This window comes from Embleya sp. NPDC005971, assembly GCF_040629175.1.
Taxonomy (GTDB): Bacteria; Actinomycetota; Actinomycetes; order Streptomycetales; family Streptomycetaceae; genus Embleya.
Window position 1 is genome coordinate 1 of sequence record NZ_JBEXUX010000060.1, and the last position, 19,130, is coordinate 19,130.

The window sequence follows — 19,130 nt, forward strand, 5'->3', positions numbered from 1 at the left end:
CTCGCCGAGGTGTGCCCGCTGGCGGACATCGACCTGCTGATCACCAGCGGCCCGGCCGACGGGGCACATCCCCCCGGACCCCCCTATCCGTGTGCCCACCTCGCCCGCCCGGCCCCGGTCGACCACCCCGGGGGGCACATCCCCCCGGACCCCCCTACCAAGATCATCATCCCGTCGCCACCATCACCAACCCGACGTTTTCCAGGAGCCACGAGCCCGACCCGCCTGCATCCCCGATACCGCATCCCCCGAAAGTCACGAAAAGCCACCACCAAACCAAATCAGCACACCATTGCATCACGATCCAATGGGGCCGTATCATCACGCGTTGTGACGTTGACGATCCGGGCAGGCAGCGATCCCCGCTACCTGACCAAGGCTGTCGCCACCGGGTCGGAGCACTACTACCTCAAGGCCATCGAAGTCGGCGGGGAGCCGCCGGGGGTATGGGCCGGCGCGGGCGCCGGGGCGCTGGGGTTGACCGGCGAGGTCGACGCCCAGGTGATGACGACCCTTTACTCAGCGTTCGTGGACCCGTCGACCGGGGAGCGGTTGGGCACGGCGCCACCGCAGTACCGGCCGATCGAGGAGCGCATCGCGGCAGCCCTCGACGGGTTGCCCGAGGATGCGACCGAGGAGGAGCGCGAGCGTGTGGTCGCCGATACGCGCGCGACCCAGCGATCCGCCGTTATGTACTTCGATCTCACTGATTCCATGCAAAAGTCGTTTTCCGTCGCACATGCGGCATTTCAGGTGCTGGCCAACCAGGCACGCCGGGACGGCGACACCGAGGCCGCCGAGCTGTGGTCCGGTCGCGCGGATGCCGTGTGGGATGCCGTGATGGACGGCAACAACGCGATGCTCGACTACATGCAGGAGCACGCCGGTTTCTCGCGCGCCGGCCGCAACGGCGTGCGGCGCGTCGACGCGCACGAGTGGGTCGTCGCCACGTTCCGGCAGCACACGAGCAGGGCCGACGACCCGCAACTCCACGTCCACAACGCGGTTCTTGCCCGAGTCGCGACGACCGAGCGCGACCCGGTCACCGGCGAGGATCGCACGGTGTGGCGGGCGCTGGACGGGAGGGCCCTTTTCGCCGTTCGGCCGGCCGCGGCCGCCGTCGCCGAGCGGGTCGCGGAGGAATCCCTCGCCCGCCGGCTGGGATTGGCCGTCGGGATGCGTCCCGACGGGAAGGCCCGGGAAATCCTGGGCATTACCGAAATGATGCGCGACGCATTCAGCACCCGCCGGCACGAAGTGGTCGGCGAGGTGGCGAATTTGGTGGAGGCGTACGAGGCGAAACACGGTCGGGCGCCCGATGCGTACAGCCTGTCGCGGTTGGCGGACCAAGCCGCGATTTCGACCCGAGATCCGAAAAAGCATCACGCGCCGACACGCGAGGAACTGCTCGACCGGTGGGAGGCCCAGGCCGTCGAGCGTCTGCGCGACTCGCTCGCCGACGTGCCCGAGGCGGTGTACGCGGCCGCCGCCGAGCACGGGCTCCAGCCGCGCGCGTTCGATCCGTACGAGGTCGTCACCAGCGCCGTCGAAGAGGTACAGCGCCGGCGCGCCACGTGGAGCCGGGCCGATCTGATCGCGGAGATCAACAGGCAACTCCCGGATTGTCTCGGCGGCCTGGGAGCGCGGCGGATCACGGGACTGCTGTCGGAGCTCGCCGACAGCGCGCTCGATCCCGCCCTGCCGATGGGGCCGACCGTGCTGGAATTGTCGACACCGGAGGTCGTGCCGGTACCCGTCGAGCTCACCCTCGCGGACAGCGGGGCGTCGCGGTACGCGCGTGCCGAGTGCGTTTTGTACTCGACCCGGGAACACCTGGGGATCGAGGCCGCCATCACGGCGGCCGCCCGCGACCGCACCGCCCACGCCCTCCCCGTGGAGGACGTCGAGCGCGCCGTCGCCGGCATCGCGTTGTCTCCCGCCCAGGCCGAGGCCATCCGCGGCATCGCGACGGGTGGTCGTTTCGTCTCCGTGCTGGTGGGTCCAGCAGGGACAGGCAAAAGCTACACGATCGGACATTTGGCCCGGATGTGGGAGGCCGACGGGGGCACCGTGTTGGGCCTCGCGCCGGGGCAGCGGCAGGCCGACGTCCTGCGCGAGGAGGGTCTCGGCACTGTTGCCAACGTCCGCAAGATTCTGGACACCTATGAACGCATCGCCGCAGGTCAACGGGTCAGCGCGGAGGACCGGGAAACTCATCAGTTCCGCCGCGGTCAGCTCGTTGTCGTCGACGAGTCGGGTGCGGCGGGCACCGTCGACCAGCACGCCATTTTGGCGCACGCGTGGGAGGCCGGGGCCAAGGTGCTCCTCGCTGGCGACTGGGGGCAGACGACGTCCGTCGAGGCCGGAGGCATGTTCGGCCAACTCGCCCGCGACGAGCACGTCGACGTGTACGAGCTCGACGAGGTCAGGCGTTTCGAGAGCGCATGGGAGGGGCCGGCGAGTCTGCGTCTGCGTGCTGGTGACGCGAGCGTGCTCCGCGAGTACGACGCCCGAGGCCGGTTGCTGTGCGGCAGTGTCGAGGAGATGCGCGAGCGCGCCTATCGGGGGTGGCTCACCGACCATCTCGACGGGCACGAGTCCCTGCTCATCGTGTCGAGCAACGGCCTCGCGGCCGAACTCTCGGCCCGCGCGCGCGCCGATCTGGTCAGGTACGGGCTTGTGGAACCCGATGGGGTGCCGCTCGCGGACCAAATGACCGTGGCCGGCGTCGGCGACATCGTCCAGCTACGCGACATCAACCGCGCGATCCGGAGCGGCGACGGCCGCCACGTCGCCACGAACAGGGACGTCGTCACGGTCGCCGAGCGCCACGAGGACGGGGGGTTGCGGGTCAGCTACGACGACGGGTCGCAGATGGACTTGCCCGCGAGCTATGTGGCGGAGTACGTGACCCTCGCCTACGCGACCACCGTCAACGCGGCGCAGGGTCGCACCGTGTGGAGCGGACACAACCTCGCCGGGGAGGGGGACACCCGCGAGCACTACTACACCGCGATGTCGCGCGGGAAGCGGCGCAACAGCTCGTACCTTGCGTTGCAGGACGACCCGCAGGCGTGGATGCGCGACGTGCCCGGAGGGCTGGACCCGGGGGATCCCCGCATGCCCGAGCAGTACGCCGTGCTGACCGGGATCCTCTCGCGGAGCGAGGCCGAGCAGACCGCGACCGAGACCATGCGCGCACGCCAGGACCTCGCCGAGTCGCTCGCCACGCTCGCCCCCCAGTGGGGGGACGTGGTCGAGGAGCACGACGCCGCCCGGTTCGGCCGGATTTTGCTGGCCGAGCTCGGCCCCGAGCAGTACGCCCGCCTCCGTGACGAGGCCGCGTACGGGTCGCTGGTGCGTCTGGCGCGCCAGGTGGGGGAATCGGGCCGTTGGGATCCCGCCGAGATGCTCGCGAGCGTCATCCGCGGCCGGGGCATGGACGGAGTGGAGAGCATTGGCAGGGTGGTGCACTGGCGCATGTCCGAGGAGATCACGCAGCGGTCCGCCCGCGCCGCGCAGATCGACGCGCACGAGGCTGCGGGCGCGGAGGAGACGCAGATCGAACGCGTCGACCAGGCCCTCGCCCCCGTCCAGGGGATCGACCTCGCCCTCGGATGGGACGACCAGGGCCGACCCACCGAGGAGGCCGAGCGCCGGGCCCTCGCCCAGGTCGAGGCCATGCAGCAGGTCGAGGTACTGCATCTCGGACAGGGCGACGAGGTTCGCTCCCGGCAGGCCGAGGCCGAGCGGCAGCGTGTCGAGGCCCGCGCGGACTACCTCTCGCGCACCCCCGAGACGCTGACTGGCCCGGTCGGATGGTGGGCCCGACAGGTGGCCCGCGTGATGGACCACCGCGTCGAGCGTCTGGGCGAGCGGATGACGGACGCACCGCCCGCGTGGGCGATCGAGCGTCTCGGCCAGGTCCCCGAGGACCCACTCGCGCGCCGCGACTGGACGAAGGCCGCCGGCCTCGCCCAGGCGTACCGCGAGGCCCACGGCTACGAAGACCCCGGGGCCGCGATCGGGCCGATCCCGCCGCCCGGATCCGTCGACGCCCGCCACGCGTGGGAACGCGCCGCCCGCGCCCTGGGCATCGACCTCCACGCGGACGCCGCCGCCGCGCCCGACGCGGACCTCCGTCGCCGGGTCGCCGACTACGAGCGCGAGGAGCAGTGGGCCCCGCAGCACGTCGGCGAGCGACTCAAGGACGCGCACCTGACCCGCGAGCACTGGCGCGGCGAGATGGTGGTCGCGCGCGCCGAGGCCGCCCAGGCCGACCCCGCCCGCCGGGCCGAACTCGCCCTACTCGCCGACGGGTACGAGCTGCTGGCACTGGCCTCCGGTGAGGCCGCCGAAACGCTGGAGAGCGCCCACGCGGTGCGCGCGGCGTGGTACGACCACACCGAGGACGCGCGCCAGGCCGCCCGCGCGGCGCGGGACGAGCTCGCCCGCCGTGCCCCGGAGGCCGGGTCCGAACCGGCCGAGCCCATCGGACCGGCCGATGCCGCGCGGACGGGGCACAGCATCGAGGACGAACCCGAGTGGACCCTCGAACCGGCCGAACCCACGCGGGCCGGGCACCGCATCGAGGACGAACCCGAGTGGACCCTCGCCGAGGTGACCGACGCCGCCGAGCGCGCCGAGGAGATCCTCGCCGAGCGCGCACGGGCACAGCGCGCCCAGGAGGAGGCCGACCGCGACCGCCGCGACGCGGACCACATCGAGGCCCAGGCCATCGAGTACGAGGACGCCGAGCACCATCTCTGACCAGGAGGCCACGCGTTGACCAGCCCATGGACGCCGGACCCGCGCCCGCCCCGGCCGACGACACCGCCCCCGCGGCCGCCCGGCCCGCCCTTGCCCGACGACCCCGCGCGAACCGCCCGCAGCCGGGCCGACGTCGAGCACCTGCTCGACGACGCCCTCGCCGCCGCCGACGAGGACGACCCCGCCCTCCCCCACTTCGTGAGCGACCCCAGAGCCGGCCTCGCCGGCGTGATCGCCACCGTCGAGTGGGTGCTCGGACACACCCACGCGACCCCGATCACGGGCGACCACACCCCGGTGACCGTGCGGGTATGGAGCCGCGAGCGCGGCCGCGCGCTGGACGTGATCGAGGGAGCGAGCGGGCGCATCCGCGGTATCACCGACGACTACGCCGCATTCGTGAAGCGCACCTTGGATTGGATCGGCATCCCGTCCGCGAACCGGCCCCTGTAGCCCGGCAATTCACCCCGGCCGCAGGTCGGGGCGCACGCGCGCAGGGCCCCACCGCCGAGGCGATGGGGCCCTGCAACGCGTGTGGATCAGCCTCAGGGAGCGTCGGGACGTTCCGCGAGATCGGCCATGACCCAGTCTCCGAATCCCGTCGCATCGAGCTCGACGAGCGCGGGCAGCCGCTCCGTGTGCCGGAAATTGTCGGTGCGGCACCGCTGGAGGAGGGTCTCCACCCGCCGCAGGCAGCCCGGGAGCCACCGGTCGAGCCACTCGATCGCCCCCGGGGGCGCCGAGTCCGCCAGCCCGAACGCCCGCGTCCAGGCCGCCATCAGGGCCGACAGTTCCTCGACGACGTCCGTGTGCTTGTACCAGCACGGCGCCAGCGCCGCCCGACTCGTCGGATAACGCTCCTGGAGTACGTCCCGCACCCACGCTGACAGGGCCGCCCACGCCTCCGCCGCCTTGTCGGCGTCCATCGTGGCCCACGACCACACCGGCACCGGAGGCTCTTTCGGTTCCTCCGTCACGCGCTTGAGGCGTTTCCCGACGTCGAGGACCGTCGCCTCGACCTCGCCCAGTCGTTCGGACTGGGCTTTCATCGCCTCGCCCTGCTTGCCGACCTCCGCACTGAGCGCGGAGAGCATCGACAGCATCGGATCCCGAGGAGTGGTCACGAGGCGTCCTCCGTGTCATCGGCGGCCGGGACCACGTAGAGCCGAGGAGGCCAGCCCTCCGCGGCCTCCACAGGCCCCGCCGGGGGGAAGAGCGGCACCGGCGGCACCGGAGCCGGCGGTGTGGATCCGACGCCGGCCGGTGCCGTGGGCACCTCCCACCCCGTCCCGGCCGCACGCGGCGCAACCGTGGGCATCGGCGGGACGGCGGGCGCCGAGGGAGCCGCAGCGGGAGGAGCGACCGGTGATGCGGGCGACGCCGTTGCGTCGGTCGGCACGTCGTCCTCCGGCCATTCGTCCCACGTGTAATCCCCCGGGGCCGGTTCCGGCACCGGAACCGGCCCCGGCAGGGCCTTTTTGCCCCTGACGTCCGGCCGATCCCATACCGGGGTATAGCGCATGAGCACGGGTCGCAGGCCCCGGACCGCGAGGTACAGGGCCTCGCCCGGCCGCTGCTCGCGGATATCGGCCTGAGACATCACCGGCACCATCCGCGTCGAGCGCGTCACGGTGACCCCGCTCGGCCCGGTCGCCCGAGTCTCGACGACGTCCTCGCGCTCACCGCACAGGTTCGAGATCTCTTTCAGGTGCTCGCCGACGGAGAGGCCCCCCAGGATGTACTTCGCCAGGTTGCCCCAGATCGTTTGTCCGGCCAGGTTGCCCCACCGGTTGTAGAGCTGGGACATCGACTGCATGGCCACGATCATGCCGATGTTTTTCCCGCGCGAGTCCGAACTCCAGGTCTCCAGTGGCACGGGGCAGATGAGCGCCGCCTCATCCAGGACCATGCGCAACGGCGGATCGAGTCGGCCCGTCGGTGCGTACGAGGCCAGCTCCGAGGCCCGATCGTGAATCTCCCCCACCAGGCAACTGAACAGCGGCCCGATTCCGCCGTGTTTCGTCGTCTTTCCGAGCATGTACAGAGTGCTCGGTCCGGAGAGGAACGCGTCGACGTCGAACGGCCGAGCGCCGGGCGCGTGCGCCCGGTCGATCATCTCGGCGACCCGAGGACGACCCAGGCACATGAACGTCATCGACAGGGTGCTGAACACGTTTTCCCAGGTCGTCGGCTTGCCCTTGACGATCTGCGCCTGTACCAGGTCATCCAGCCAGCCACCTTGTGGCAACCGGTCCTCATGCTCGCGCATGATCTCGATCGCGGTGAGATCAGCCTGATTCTTCGACCACTTGGCGACGTCGTGCAGGGTCCGACCGTCCACGTCCGCCGCCCACAGGAACGCTTTCAGGACCTTGAAACTGTTCCCCTCCCAAAATTGCCGGTTCTCCGTGCCGGCGGTGCCGTCACTGCCGGCGAGGAGATGCCCCGCGCGCCGGATCGCGACCTCCGGATCGGCACACCCCGGCACCGGATCCCAATCGATCGTGCTCTCACGCCCGGCCAGGCCGTCGGGGTTGAACAGCCAGACGGGCCCGCGTTCGGCCCGAAGCGCCTCCGTGTGCTGCAACACGTCGACCTTTGTCGACGTCACGACCGCCGGGCCGGGCGCGTCGATGATGACGTGGCCGAGGTACGCCGTCTTGCCGCCCCCGGGTGGCGCCACCATCAGGAGACTGTCCTCGCAGGCCAGATACGCTTGCCACTTTTGCCCCATTGGTGTGCCCAGCCAGGAGCCGAGGTCCAACGGATCCACCCGTCGCGGACGCACGCCCGCCAGCGACGGCCGCAGATCGTGACGCCGGCCGATCAACGCCCCCGCCGACAACGCCCGTTCCATGGACCGCCGCGACGCGAACCCGTCACCGGTGTCGCCACCCGCGCGGCGAATCCGCCCGTGCGTGTAGATCGCCGCGAGCCCCAGGCCCGCCCCGATCGCCAACGCCCCGGTGACGGAGCCATACCCGATCGACCCGAACGGGTCGCCGCCGTCCGCCGGGGACGCGGTCCACGCCGCGGCGGGCACCGCCGCCGCGTAGTGGACGCTGTGCCACCGCGGCCCGCGCCCCGACCCCTCCGTGCGCCGGCTCCATCTACTCTGCTCACTACGTGATGCCATCGAGACTCAACCTCTCGTGTGGTGCACGAGCCCCCCGCGCGGTGCTTCAGACCACCGCGCCGGGGGCGCTTGCGTGCTCGGTACGGCGATCAGGCGATCACCGTAGCCCGGACCGCCCGCAGACGGCCGGGGGATTGCGGCCCGCTCCCGGCAGGTCGCCGAGGGCCGGCCGGCAGACACCGGCAGACGTTCGGGGCTGGGGCCGGGGGGCGCGGGGGGCGCCGGCAGATGTCGCCCCCGCATCGTTACGACCCGGCGCGCTGCCTCGCGATGACCAACTCGCCCGAGGCCGCCGGACCGTGCTCAGCCGGAGAGTTCGGCGACGCGTTGGCAGACTCCGGGGGTTGTGGCAGGTCCACCGGCAGACCCTCCCCGGGGGGCGGGGGGGCGACGGCAGGGGCACCGGAGGACTCGCGCCGCGCCGCGAGCTGTCGCGCCCGAGCCTCGCGAAAATGCTTGAGCCAGTCGGAGCCTGACCGGGGGGATCGCCCTGCGAACGCGGCGAGTTCGGCCGCCGTCGGCTCGACCCGGCCGGCGTCCAGTTCCGAGACGTAGTATTCCCAACCGAGCGTCTTCTCCTCCGACTGCCAGGTGATCTCGCGCCGACCGGAGGCGTCGACGACCTCGCCCACGTCCTCGCGCAGGTGACCCAGCAGGGCCGCCAACTCGGCCGCCTCGCGCCGCGCGGCACGCGCCTGCTCGGCCTGCTCCCGGGCCTCCCTCTCGGCCGCCTCGCGCTGGGCCCGCGCCTGCTCGGCCGCCCGTTCGTCCGCCTCGCGCCGCTCGCGCAGCGCCTCCAGCTCGGCCCCCAGTTGCTCGACCGCGTTCTCCGACCGCCGCCGCCGTTCGTCTGCCTCGCGCCGCTCGCGCACCGCCTCCGCGCGCTCGACCTGCGCCTGCTCCGCTGCCGTGCGGATCCGTTCCAGTTCCGCCGCGGCCTCACGCTCGTGCCGCGTGACGACCGCGCCGCGCGCCTCCAGCTCGCGCAACCTCGCCTGTTCCGCGTCGGCCCGTTCGGCTGCCTGCCGCGCGTCTGCCGCCGTCTGCTCCAGATCCCCCAGCTCTGCCGCGAGCCGTGCCCGCTCCTGGCGTGCGTCCTGTGCCACCCGCTCGACCTCGCGAAGTTCCGCCGCTGCGTGGTCGCGTGCCCGCTCGGCGTCCTCGCGTGCCCGCTCGGCGTCGGTCTGCACGGCGGCCGCTTGTTCGGCTGCCTGCCGCGCGTCTGCCGCCGCCTGCTTCAGATCCCCCAGCTCTGCCGCGAGCCGTGCCCGCTCGGCCTCCGTGGTGGCCGCCGTCTCCCCCGCCGTCGACATCTCGGCGACCGCGTGGTCGCGTGCCCGCTCGGCGTCCTCGCGTGCCCGCTCGGCGTCGGTCTGCTCGGCGGCCGCTTGTTCGGCTGCCTGCCGCGCGTCTGCCGCCGCCTGCTTCAGATCCCCCAGCTCTGCCACCGCGGACTCCAGCCGCTCACGTGCGATCACGGCCAGCCGCGCCACCTGCTCGCGTTCCTCGTACGTCTCCGCCCGCAGCCGCTCCGCGTCCGAGAGGGCGACGTCCGTGCGTGCCCGCTCCACGGCGGTGGTGATTTGCAGTTCGTCCGCGATGCGCTCCAGTTCCGCCGGCCGCTCGTACGGCTGGAGAGCCAGCTCCGGCAGCCTCACCCGTGCCGCGACCCGCTGGAAAACGGCGATGGTCTGGTCACGATCGGGCCCCACGTCGGCGAGATCCATTGCCCGTTCGGCCCGCGCGATCGACCGTTCGACATCCTTCGCCAGCGCGGCCCGCTTGCGCGCCGTGCCCCGGGACTGGTCGGCCTCCGCCTTCTCCTGCGCGAGCAGCACCACGCGGAGCCGGTAGATCAACAGGGCCGCCCGACTCGCGAGTTGAGCCCGCTCGATCTCCCCCTCCGCCCCAGCCCGAGCATCCAGGGACAACCGGGTGAACAACCAGGCCCAAAACGTCCGCCAACCGAGTTCCAGCAGCTTGAACGGGCCGGGCCGGCCCGTATCGGTCGCCTTGCTGCCGTCCGCGTACAGGATCGAGGCCAGTTGCAGCGCGATCAGCCGCGCCGACAGGACCGGGATCGCCGCGAGGATGATCGCCGCGCCCATCGAGTCGGCATGCCAGGCGTTCATGCCGGCGCTGAACGCCACCAACGTCCACGTGAGTTGCTGCATGCGTCGCAGTTGGGCAGACCAGCCCAGCCCGGCCCGCGCCACGGCCCCGCGATGCAGCAGCCAAAAGAGAGTGACCTCCGCCGCGTCGAAAACGCCGATGAATCCCACGCACAGCACCAGCGGGAGGCCGACTTGTTCCGAGGCCACACCCCACAGGCCGTAGACGCTCACCGACACACCGCCCAGGGCCGGCACCACCTGAGCGCCGAACCCGGTCGGCGTGGTCGGAGCCTGCTCACCGGTGGCGAGGGCGATCTCCAACGCGAGGGCCTGCTCCTCCCGACGCCGCTCGCGCTGCCGGGTTCGGATCCCCGTGACAATCCTGTACACCAGGACCAGGACCACGGCCGTCAGCAGCGCGCCGCCGACGACGAGGGACCACTCGGGAGCGTCGCGCAGGGTATCCCGCACCCCGTTGGTGACGTCGGTCATCGCCGCGCCCCCGCTTCCGGGTGCGGTCCCGTGACCGGTTCCGGCCGTGTATGCGAGCGCGTGAGCGCTCTACCCTGGGTGGAACACATCGGTTTCTCCTAAGTGCCGTGGTGTCCGCCCCGGCCGCTCTGACCAGCGGTTCGGGGCGTTTTGATGTCCGGATGCGCAAGAGTCACGCAGTCACCGGCTCTTGAAGTCCGAGACTCTTGATGTCCAAGAAGTGCGAACTACGGATCTTCAGGACTCTTGATCCTTGCGGGATTCGGCGTCGAGGGCCGTGTCGAGCGCCCGCCGGTAGTTGTCGAGGAGTTCCGCCTCCGTGTCGCCAACCAAGAGATGTTGGTGTGCGAGAGCCGTATCGATCGCCACACGGATGATGGTGTTCGCGGTGAGACGCTCGGTTTTGGTGGTTCGACCCGCTTGCAACTCGCGTGCGAGGAGATCCAGCTCGATCACTTGGTCCTCGCGCAGTTGCACATACTTCAAGCTCTTTGTCCGCTTGCCTGCTGCGATGGCCTTTCGGGCCGCCGGGCTGCGTTTGGGTCGGGCGGACTCGCGAGCCGGAGGGCTTTTTTCCGGGGCCGGTGTTGCCGGCCCGCCGCCCGACGGTGCTTGCGCGTGTGCGGCGGGGGCGGGGTCGGATTCTCGCGGTGCGGCGGAGGCCACTACGAGCGCCTGATAATCCAACGGCTGATTCTGGGTCATGTCGCGGCCCGTCGCGGAACGCGGTCTTCCTGACCCAGTCGCACGAGGATTTCGTCGACGAGGTTGTACGCGTCTTCGCGAGCCTTGTCCCAGTTTTGGCCCGTTCCCTCCGTGATGGGGGTTCCGATGGCCCCCGCGTACGCGTGTGCCTGATAGCCCCGCACGTGGGTTTTCGCCGTTGGGATCCCGACGACGTCAAGCCCGGCATGGATCTTCGCAGCCCGCCCCTTTTGGGCGTGGGTAACCCGGTTCATGACGACCATGAAGGGTCGCCCGCTGGGCACGACATAGGTACGCAGCGAAGACATGACCGCCTTGGTTTCAAGATCTTCGGCGACCATGGGCACGACGATGAGATCCCCGTCGCACGTGACCTTGAGCTTTTCCAGGTCCCGATCCGGGGCGTTGTCCAAGACGATGAAGCGGTACCCGCGAATGGCCCTGAGTTTGGCCAGCTTCGCAGGATCCTCTTCCATCGTCAGGTCGTACGTCGCCTCGACGGTGAGCTGCTTGTGCAGTTCCGAGCTCGATCCGTCCGTCTGCCGGCCGTCCGCGTCGACGAGAAGGGTTCGACCCACTTTCCCGAGCATCCAGGCCAACAGGGCGGAGAGCGTGGATTTGCCCAGGCCACCCTTTCCGCCCCACACGCTGATCACCAACGGTGGCCCCTCCCACGGTTCATGAGCTCTCATGCCGCGCACCTTCCTTTCGACCCCGGCGTGCCGGCCACTGTTGACCGAGCCTTGAGGTTCCGGACCCCAAACATTCCAGACTCTTGCAGATCCGGAGTACGCGACATACAGGGATCACGTTTGCAAGAGTCGTGATCACCGAGACAACGATACTCCCAAAGTCTTGAAGTTCAAGACTCATGATGTTTCAGAGTCTTGAAGTTCAAGACTCTGAAGGTTAATGTGTGCGGAGACGACGAGAGGGCCGGGCTTGCCGGCCCGACCCTCTCCGGCCCGTGTGCGGTTGGAGCCGCACGCAGACCCAGGACAACCCCTGTGATGGAGGGAATGCCCATGTCTCATCGTGTCATCATCCCCGGCCCGCGCCGCCCCGGCCCCGACCGGCCGCCGTCGATCCCGCCGCAGCGCCCCGGCGCGACCGTCTGCACCTATGCCCCCTGCGACGAGGGGCGCGTGCCCCTCCGCGTCGAGGGTGTCGTCGAGTGGCACCCGTGCCCGCAGTGCCGGCGGTGAGCACGCCCACCGCCACCGCCCGGACGTGCCCGACGTGCGAGGGCCAGCGGCGGATGCCCGTGACGTACCCGCACACCGCGGACGACGGTCACGTGTGGATCGAGCGCCGCACCGAGCCGTGCGGCACGTGCGGCGGCAGCGGCCTCAGCCCGCAATAGCACCACCTCCCCCATGATTCGGCCCGACGGGTCGCGCGGTGATGCCGCGCGGCCCGTGCCGGGCCCTGCCCGGAGGACGACACGATGAACGACCACCCCAACCCCCACCCGGACCCGGACCCGGACCCGCGAGCGGATCGGGCCGGCGACCTCGCGGCCGCCGATCGCCGCGAGGTTCTGATCGCGTGGTGCTGGCGGATCGACGCCCTGCTCGATCTGCCGTTGCCCGCCGTCCGGCGTCCGTGATGGAGCCCCAGACGCCCGAGATTCGGGCGGAACGCGCGGTGCTGGGTGCCGCCCTGCTCGCCCCCCACCAGGTCGAGCGCCTGACCCCGTGGGTCACCCCAGGCTGCTTTCGGCAGCAGCATCACGCCGATGTGTGGCGCGCGATGACGCGTATCGGCGGTACCGGCCACCGCGACCGGTACCCCGACGTGGTGCTGAACGCGTTGCGCGAGGCCGGCTACCCCGAGCACACCCACGGAGGCCCGCGTCTGCACTCCTACATGCAGGCGTGCCCGCGCCCGGGGCACGCCCCGCTGTACGGGGGCATGGTTGTGGAGGCCGCGATGCACCGGGCGATGACCTACCACGGGCGGCACCTACAGCAGGTGGCCGCGAGCGCCCGGCCGGCCACGGTCGAACTCGACATGCGCGAGGTCGAGGCGACGGCCGGGCGAGTGGCCGGCCTCGCCCCCGCGTGGCAGGCCGTCCCCGCACCCGTCCGCGACCGGCTGGACCCGGCCGACGCCACACGCCCGATCGCGTGGCCGGACACTCCCCAACTCACCCGCACGCACGCCGACCCGGAGGCCGAGCGCGCGTTCCTGTCGGGCGTGCTCGCCGATCCGACCGCCGCACGCGAGTACGCGTGGATCCGCCCCGCCGATTTCGGTCGACCCGAGCACGCGGCCGCCTGGACCGCGATCGGGGAACTCACCCGCGCGGACGTACCGATCGATCCGATCACGGTGGCGTGGCAGCTCACCCGACACGGTCCGGTCGCGGCTCCCCTCGCCAGCGAGGACCTGCTCGCGTGGGCCCGCGAGGGCACCCGCCCCGGCGCCCATCTCGGCGCCGTGGCGGTGGCCACCGGCGCCGCGCTCGATCGCGTCGACCTCGCCGGCCGCCGTCTGGAGACGCTCGGCCTCGCCGACGCCGTGCCGCCCTCGCGCCTGCTCGCCGAGGCGACCTGCAGCATCGGCCCGGCCGCGCGCGACGTCGAGCACCTCGCCGAGCACCTGACGATCCGCGAGATCGCCCCGCACCCCGACACGCCCGCGCTCCTCGCCCCGGCCCGCCGCGAGATCCAGGCCCCGCCGTGGAGCGTGCGCGACGGACCCGAACACCCCGCCCCGGAACACGACATCGACGACGACATCGACATCTAGGAGCATCGTGGCCCGCTACATCGTGTACACCGCCGCACTCACGGCCAGCATCACCGCCGCCGACGAGCACGACCTCGCCCAGGGCCCCACCGGCACCGGGTGGCCCGGTCAGATCCGGTGCGTCAGCTACCCCGACGGCCCGATCACCCTCGCCGCCGGACACGCCGCCTGTCTGGCCGCCGTCGACCACGCCCCCGACTCGCGCGGGGTGATCGCCCGCGTGATCACCACCGACCCCCGAATGTCGATCGCGATCTACTCGCGCGATCTGCCCGCGCGGCTGGTCACGCTCGCCCGCGCGCACGTCACCGGGGCCCGCGACGTGCGCGACCTCGCCGGTACCGAGATCCACACCCCCGCGCCCGACCGTCTGCCCGCCCGCGACGCGTCGATCGCGGTGTGGAGCGCGTACCGCACGTACGCGGCCCGCCCCGACGCTGGCACCGCCACGACCCTCGCCCGCGCTGCGCACGCACTCCTGCTCGGTCGGCCGCCCCGCCGGGTGGGGCCCACCCCCGAACCCGTCGCGCTCGATCCGGACTGCTCGGTACGGACCGCCGTGCACGAGGTGATCCTCGCCGCCGACGTCGCCGGCCTCGCCGCCCCCGAGCAGACCGGCCCGGCCCTCGCCGAGCTGCTGCTCGCGCTCGGCATCACCACCGCCACCCGAGCCGCCTGACCCACGAATCGCCGCACGGCGCGGACCGAACGGCCGGCCCGCGCCCGTGCTCACACCCCATCACCACGCCGCCCGGCGCCGCGTGGCGTGCCGGAAACGTGAAACAACTCCCCGTGACGACATCGGCTGGCTAGCGTGGCCGGGGTCCGCACAGGACCACCCCGGGGGGACCGATGAGCCGCACGCACGGAGACGGAGCCGGAGCGTCCGCCGTACGCCAGGCCGACACCATCCGCCGCACGCACCGACAGGAGCGGCACCGCCTCGCCCGCCGAAGAGCCCCGCTCATCGCGGCCGCCGCGGCCGCCGCCGGCGGGGCGATGGCCGCCGCCACCCACGCCCCGACCGCCGGCGCGGCAACCGCACTCGTGGTCACCGCGTGGTGTCTGCGCCGGACGTACACCCGCTCGACCACGGCGGACCGGTGGGAGCGCGGAGCCCGCGGCGAACGCCGCACCGCCCGCTCGCTCGACCTCGCGCGCGGATGGATCGCCCTTCACGACCGCGCCATCCCCGGCAGCCGCGCCAACCTCGACCACCTGGTGATCGGGCCGGCCGGCGTGCTGTACGTGGACACCAAGAATTGGACGAGCCCCCGCTCGCGCGCCCGGATCGAGGGCGGCCGGCTGTCCTACGGCCGCTACGACCAGACCCGCGCCGTCGCCTCCGTCATGTGGGAGGCGAGCCGCGTCCAGGCCGCGCTAGGGGTGCCGGTGCGCGCGATCATCAGCGTGCACGGGCAACCGCATCTGCCCCGGGCCGGAACCCTCGTGGACACGGTGACCGTCCTCCCCGCCCCGGCCCTGCGCGAGTGGCTGCGGTGCCAACCCCGCCGCCACGACGAGCACCAGGTCCAGGCCCTCGCCGCACGCGCCGACCGCGCGTTCCCCCCGTACCGCACCCGATAACGGGCCGAAGCACCCATCACGAGAGGACGCTCCGCCATGACCACCCACGGACTCCTCACCGCAGGGGTGACCGATCGCGCGTGCCGATGCCCCGCCCGCGCCGTCAGCGGGGCATCGGCACGCGCGGCCGCCGACGCGGCCCGGCATCACGCGGCGGTCGGGACCTCGCGACCGACGTCGACCAGGACACCGGCCGGCACTCCCTCGCGTACCCACACCTGCTCCGGGACGGGGCACCCGTGCTCGCGCACCAGATTCCTCGCGGCGGACGGCTCGATCGTGATCCCCAGGTACGCGGTCGGGTCGGTCCAGGTGGGATCCACGACAGTGCCGTCCTTGCGCACACACCAGGCGTGCCGCTCGGCGCCCAGGCCGGACCACGCCCAGCCCTGCGCGTAGAACAGGCCGGAGCGGGCCGACAGTTCGGCCGTGTTGCGGTAGCAACGACCGGCCTCGCCGCGCTCCAGATCCGCCGGAGACGGCGCCCAGGTGTGCAGCCGCCCCACGTCCAGGATCATCGCCCACGGGCAGGTGTACGCCCCTCCCGGGCCGCCGAGCGGACGCCTCTCGCCCACGCGCGCCCAGGCCCGGATGTCGTCGACGAGCCACCGCTCGCGCTCCACCATCGTCCCCGTCATCCCCACAGACTACGGCCCCCGGAGGGAACCCCCGGGGGCCGTCGGGCACTTCGCCGGACTCCTAGGCGCCGGGCGGCAGGGCGCGCCGGGCGCGCGGCCGCCGCCGGGGCACCGGGGCCGTGACGACCTCCGCGTCGATGACCACGTCGTCACCCGGGCCGGCCGTGTCGCCGTCCGCGGGGGCGATGTCGACGTACACGCGTGCCCCGGTGCCGCGCCGGGAGAGCGTCTCGGCGTCGCCGTGGCGCAACGTCTGCGAGTGCCGCACCAGTTCGAGGAGTTCGCGAGCGACCACCTGCACCCGTTCGGCATCGCTGCCCATGATCCGTACCTGCACCATCGTCATGCCTCCGTCGTCAGTCGGTTCGGGATGCGGCGGACGCCGGCCACGCCGGCGACCAGGCGCCCGCCCGCGGCCGCCGTCCGCAGCGCGGCAGCCCGCGCGAGGGGGTTCTCGCCCACGTCGGCGAGCGCGGCCGGGCCCAGGTAGAGCACGCAGCCGCCGACCCGCTCGGCCGCCGCAGTCCATCCGTCCGGCAGGACGAGGGAGCCCTCGCCGAGCCGCTCGGCCCGCACGTCGAGGATCACCAGCAGCGGCGGATCGTGTGCGTCGTCGACCAGGACGAGCCAGCCCGGCCGGGCACGCGGCGGATCCGCCCCCAGCCCCGCCACGAGCTCGGCCCCGTCGGCGAGAGCACCGAGCACGAGCACGTCCGCGTGCTCGCTCCCCGGGCCGTCGCAGGTCACCACCGGCCGCAGCGTCTCGCACGCCAGCACCGGCACCACATGCGAACCGTAGGACACGAGCAGGGCGGTGAACGCCAGCGCGACACCGTCCGCGCGTGCCGCGTCGGCCGCGCCCGGCACCTCCACCACGGCGGACGCCGCACACCAGGCGTGCACCCAGGCGAGCCGCCGATACGAGCCGTCCACGACGAGGACCACGTGCACCACCGGCACGCCCGCCACCTCGCGCCCGCAGACCGCGCACCCCTGATCGGCCGGCACACGCTCGGCCAGCGCCAGGCCCTCCGGACCCAGCAGCGCGCCCACCTCCGGGGCGACGACCACCGCGGTCATCGCACCGGCCCCGTCGACGCGTCGAGCCCGGTCGCGTGCACATTGGAGACCGCGCACCACGGCAGGGCCCACCCCGGGCGCACGAGCCGGGCACGCCGTTCCCGGGCGATCGGATCCGGTGCCCCGGCGGCCGGCGCCGCGACCCCGTGATCCGTGTACTCCGTGCCCCTCACGCCGGGCCCTCCGGATCGGGCATGCCGTCGGGACGGCACCACACCGGCAGCGACACCGCGCCGGGCACGGCCGGATCCGGCACCGGCGACGGGTCGGTGTCCACGGCGACGACGCCCAGCATGCGCAGCATGGCGTGCAGCCGCAGCGCGGCCGCCTCGTCGCCGCGGATGTCGACGAGCATCGCCCCCCGCGCGGACGCCAGCCACGCCCGCGCGTCGGCGGGCACCTCGCGGTCCTCCGCCATGCGCACGGCCAGCGAGACCATGCGATCGGCGCGCCCCGGATCCAGGCACGTCGACACCGCGCGGCCCCGGACGTCGACCAGGCTGCGCCAGGCGACCACCCGCTCGCGCATCCCGCTCCCCAGCCACCCGACCTCGCCGCCCCCGTCCGCGATCCACCCGGCGAGGGCCTGTGCGTGCTCGGGACACCACGTGATCAGCTTGCGGCCCTGGAGGGTTCGCACGAGCTTGGGCAGCGCGCGATCCAGCGGCACGGGCCAGTCGGCGGCCGCCGGATCCTGCGAGCGCGGCCCGGCCAGGCGCACCCGCTCGCGCAGCAGCCGCCTCCCCGCCGCGTCCGCCGCGGTGATCGCGACGCCGGCCGGCGGCCGCCGCCGACCGTTGGGCCCGCGCGTGCGCTCCGGGTATTCCAGGTACACCCACACGCTCGCCGGATCCGCCACCGCGCCACGGGCCCACACGAGTTGCCTCGCGCGCGCCTCGCGCGTCCCTGCCTGCTCGGCAGCGATCCGCGCCACGCGCGCACACGCGGGGCATCGTCCCACCCCGTCGCGGACCTTGACGGGCCGCTCCGTCCGGGCACCGCATTCCGCGCACACGTACGCATCCGAGGACCTGCTCGCCGTCGAGCGCGTGGGAGTCGACGCCCGCACGTCGTACAGATCGAAGAGCTCCGCGTGCCGTCGCGCCCAATCCTTTGCCCACACCCGGCCCGCCAGGGTCTGGCACGGCTTTCGGGGCAGGTCGAGTTCCGCGTGCTGTGTCTGCGTGAGCAGGTATTCGGGGACGTCGTCCCAGTCCTGGTAGACCGGCACCGGCGCCGGCGAAGCGATTTCTTCGGTGGTCACCGCTGCTCGCCTCCGTCGCAGTCGGGACAGTCGACGACGTCCCACCCGATCGGGTAGGTCACGTCGCCGTCCGTCTCCATGACCGGTACGCGTACCTGCCCGTCCTCGCACCCGCAGTCGGCCGCCGACGCCCCCGCGCGATCCGGCAGTTGGCCCACGCGGCGTTTGTACAGGCTTACCGCGGCCTGTTCGCTCTCGTATCCGAGCCGCTCGGCCATCCCGCGCCAGCTCAGCATGTACCGGCCGTCCGCGTCCCTGTTCCTGGCCGCAGCCAGCAACGCGCCCTCATACGAGGCCAGTTGCGCGCGAGCCGTAACCACCTGCTCCAGACCATCGGCTATGTCCGCCGCGGACAGGCCCCGACCGTGGCCGCGTCTGGCGGACAGATCCAGCGTGCTCAGCACCCGCAGCATCAGGTACGGATCCCCGGCCGGGGGATCCCTGTCGGTGCCGTCCAGGTCCAAGGCGACCTGTCGCTCGATCTCCCGCCGAAACCGGGTCTGTAGGCGCATGAGCGCGGCGTATCCGCCATCGGCGGTACCACCCGGACTTTCGATATCGGTAGTCATGCAGGCACTCTAGGTGACCCA

General features: G+C 72.4%; 16 protein-coding genes. 6 read left to right on the forward strand and 10 right to left on the reverse strand.

Features of this window, described 5'->3' with window-relative positions:
- Positions 1–330: 330 nt before the first annotated feature.
- Both mobF and ABZ374_RS37005 read left to right on the forward strand, forming a co-directional pair.
- Positions 331–4,770, forward strand: coding sequence for a MobF family relaxase (mobF, locus tag ABZ374_RS37000; RefSeq protein WP_360319846.1), 4,440 nt, complete (start codon positions 331–333; stop codon positions 4,768–4,770).
- 90 nt (positions 4,771–4,860) lie between these two features.
- Positions 4,861–5,223, forward strand: a complete 363-nt coding sequence (locus ABZ374_RS37005; protein WP_360319848.1) for a hypothetical protein — start codon at positions 4,861–4,863, stop codon at positions 5,221–5,223.
- 92 nt (positions 5,224–5,315) lie between these two features.
- Here the strand turns inward: ABZ374_RS37005 and ABZ374_RS37010 are convergent, their stop codons facing one another.
- From ABZ374_RS37010 to ABZ374_RS37030, 5 genes are all read right to left on the reverse strand, one after another.
- Positions 5,316–5,894 carry a hypothetical protein gene (locus tag ABZ374_RS37010; protein ID WP_360319850.1) on the reverse strand — a complete coding sequence of 193 codons (579 nt, stop codon included), beginning with the start codon at positions 5,892–5,894 and terminating at the stop codon, positions 5,316–5,318.
- Positions 5,891–7,813, reverse strand: a complete 1,923-nt coding sequence (locus tag ABZ374_RS37015; RefSeq protein WP_360319852.1) for a TraM recognition domain-containing protein — start codon at positions 7,811–7,813, stop codon at positions 5,891–5,893. Before ABZ374_RS37015 ends, ABZ374_RS37010 begins: the two co-directional genes overlap by 4 nt.
- Positions 7,814–8,151: 338 nt before the next feature.
- Positions 8,152–10,512, reverse strand: a complete 2,361-nt coding sequence (locus tag ABZ374_RS37020; RefSeq protein ID WP_360319854.1) for a hypothetical protein — start codon at positions 10,510–10,512, stop codon at positions 8,152–8,154.
- A 237-nt stretch (positions 10,513–10,749) separates the two neighbouring features.
- A complete protein-coding gene (locus tag ABZ374_RS37025; protein ID WP_360319856.1) occupies positions 10,750–11,217 on the reverse strand; it encodes a hypothetical protein in 468 nt (155 codons plus the stop codon).
- Entirely contained in the window at positions 11,214–11,876 is a 663-nt protein-coding gene (locus ABZ374_RS37030; RefSeq protein WP_360319858.1) for a ParA family protein, read from the reverse strand. Before ABZ374_RS37030 ends, ABZ374_RS37025 begins: the two co-directional genes overlap by 4 nt.
- Positions 11,877–12,664: 788 nt before the next feature.
- On the opposite strand from ABZ374_RS37030, the gene ABZ374_RS37035 reads away from it, so the two are divergent.
- The 4 genes from ABZ374_RS37035 (at position 12,665) to ABZ374_RS37050 (ending at position 15,558) form a co-directional block, all read left to right on the forward strand.
- Positions 12,665–12,826, forward strand: a complete 162-nt coding sequence (locus ABZ374_RS37035; RefSeq protein ID WP_360319860.1) for a hypothetical protein — start codon at positions 12,665–12,667, stop codon at positions 12,824–12,826.
- The gene (locus ABZ374_RS37040) at positions 12,826–13,971 is read left to right on the forward strand and encodes a DnaB-like helicase N-terminal domain-containing protein (RefSeq protein ID WP_360319862.1); all 1,146 of its coding nucleotides are present in this window, start codon (positions 12,826–12,828) and stop codon (positions 13,969–13,971) included. The genes ABZ374_RS37035 and ABZ374_RS37040 overlap by 1 nt, the downstream gene beginning before the upstream one ends.
- A gap of 7 nt (positions 13,972–13,978) precedes the next feature.
- On the forward strand, positions 13,979–14,650 hold the full coding sequence (locus tag ABZ374_RS37045) for a hypothetical protein (RefSeq protein WP_360319864.1): 672 nt from the start codon (positions 13,979–13,981) through the stop codon (positions 14,648–14,650).
- Between the two features lie 173 nt (positions 14,651–14,823).
- Positions 14,824–15,558, forward strand: coding sequence for a nuclease-related domain-containing protein (locus ABZ374_RS37050; protein WP_360319867.1), 735 nt, complete (start codon positions 14,824–14,826; stop codon positions 15,556–15,558).
- 146 nt (positions 15,559–15,704) lie between these two features.
- On the opposite strand, the gene ABZ374_RS37055 is transcribed toward ABZ374_RS37050, so the two are convergent.
- The 5 genes from ABZ374_RS37055 to ABZ374_RS37075 all read right to left on the reverse strand — a co-directional run bounded on the left by ABZ374_RS37055 (position 15,705) and on the right by ABZ374_RS37075 (position 19,109).
- Complete coding sequence (locus tag ABZ374_RS37055) at positions 15,705–16,196, reverse strand: hypothetical protein (protein WP_360319870.1); 492 nt, start codon at positions 16,194–16,196, stop codon at positions 15,705–15,707.
- 61 nt (positions 16,197–16,257) lie between these two features.
- Entirely contained in the window at positions 16,258–16,542 is a 285-nt protein-coding gene (locus ABZ374_RS37060) for a hypothetical protein (RefSeq protein WP_360319873.1), read from the reverse strand.
- Positions 16,539–17,276: a hypothetical protein gene (locus tag ABZ374_RS37065; protein ID WP_360319876.1), complete on the reverse strand. Its 738-nt coding sequence runs from the start codon at positions 17,274–17,276 to the stop codon at positions 16,539–16,541. The genes ABZ374_RS37060 and ABZ374_RS37065 overlap by 4 nt, the downstream gene beginning before the upstream one ends.
- 169 nt (positions 17,277–17,445) lie before the next feature.
- Positions 17,446–18,540 carry a hypothetical protein gene (locus ABZ374_RS37070; RefSeq protein ID WP_360319879.1) on the reverse strand — a complete coding sequence of 365 codons (1,095 nt, stop codon included), beginning with the start codon at positions 18,538–18,540 and terminating at the stop codon, positions 17,446–17,448.
- Positions 18,537–19,109 (reverse strand): hypothetical protein, encoded by a 573-nt coding sequence (locus ABZ374_RS37075; protein ID WP_360319882.1) that lies wholly within the window; start codon positions 19,107–19,109, stop codon positions 18,537–18,539. The genes ABZ374_RS37070 and ABZ374_RS37075 overlap by 4 nt, the downstream gene beginning before the upstream one ends.
- Positions 19,110–19,130 lie beyond the last annotated feature (21 nt).

Bases quoted from the DNA above. Each gene is read 5' to 3' on its own strand.
- ABZ374_RS37035 (WP_360319860.1), top strand. From the start codon at position 12,665: ATGAACGACCACCCCAACCCCCACCCGGACCCGGACCCGGACCCGCGA.
- ABZ374_RS37025 (WP_360319856.1), bottom strand. From the start codon at position 11,217: ATGACCCAGAATCAGCCGTTGGATTATCAGGCGCTCGTAGTGGCCTCC.
- ABZ374_RS37075 (WP_360319882.1), bottom strand. From the start codon at position 19,109: ATGACTACCGATATCGAAAGTCCGGGTGGTACCGCCGATGGCGGATAC.
- ABZ374_RS37055 (WP_360319870.1), bottom strand. From the start codon at position 16,196: ATGACGGGGACGATGGTGGAGCGCGAGCGGTGGCTCGTCGACGACATC.
- ABZ374_RS37050 (WP_360319867.1), top strand. From the start codon at position 14,824: ATGAGCCGCACGCACGGAGACGGAGCCGGAGCGTCCGCCGTACGCCAG.
- ABZ374_RS37040 (WP_360319862.1), top strand. From the start codon at position 12,826: ATGGAGCCCCAGACGCCCGAGATTCGGGCGGAACGCGCGGTGCTGGGT.
- ABZ374_RS37060 (WP_360319873.1), bottom strand. From the start codon at position 16,542: ATGACGATGGTGCAGGTACGGATCATGGGCAGCGATGCCGAACGGGTG.
- ABZ374_RS37020 (WP_360319854.1), bottom strand. From the start codon at position 10,512: ATGACCGACGTCACCAACGGGGTGCGGGATACCCTGCGCGACGCTCCC.
- ABZ374_RS37065 (WP_360319876.1), bottom strand. From the start codon at position 17,276: ATGACCGCGGTGGTCGTCGCCCCGGAGGTGGGCGCGCTGCTGGGTCCG.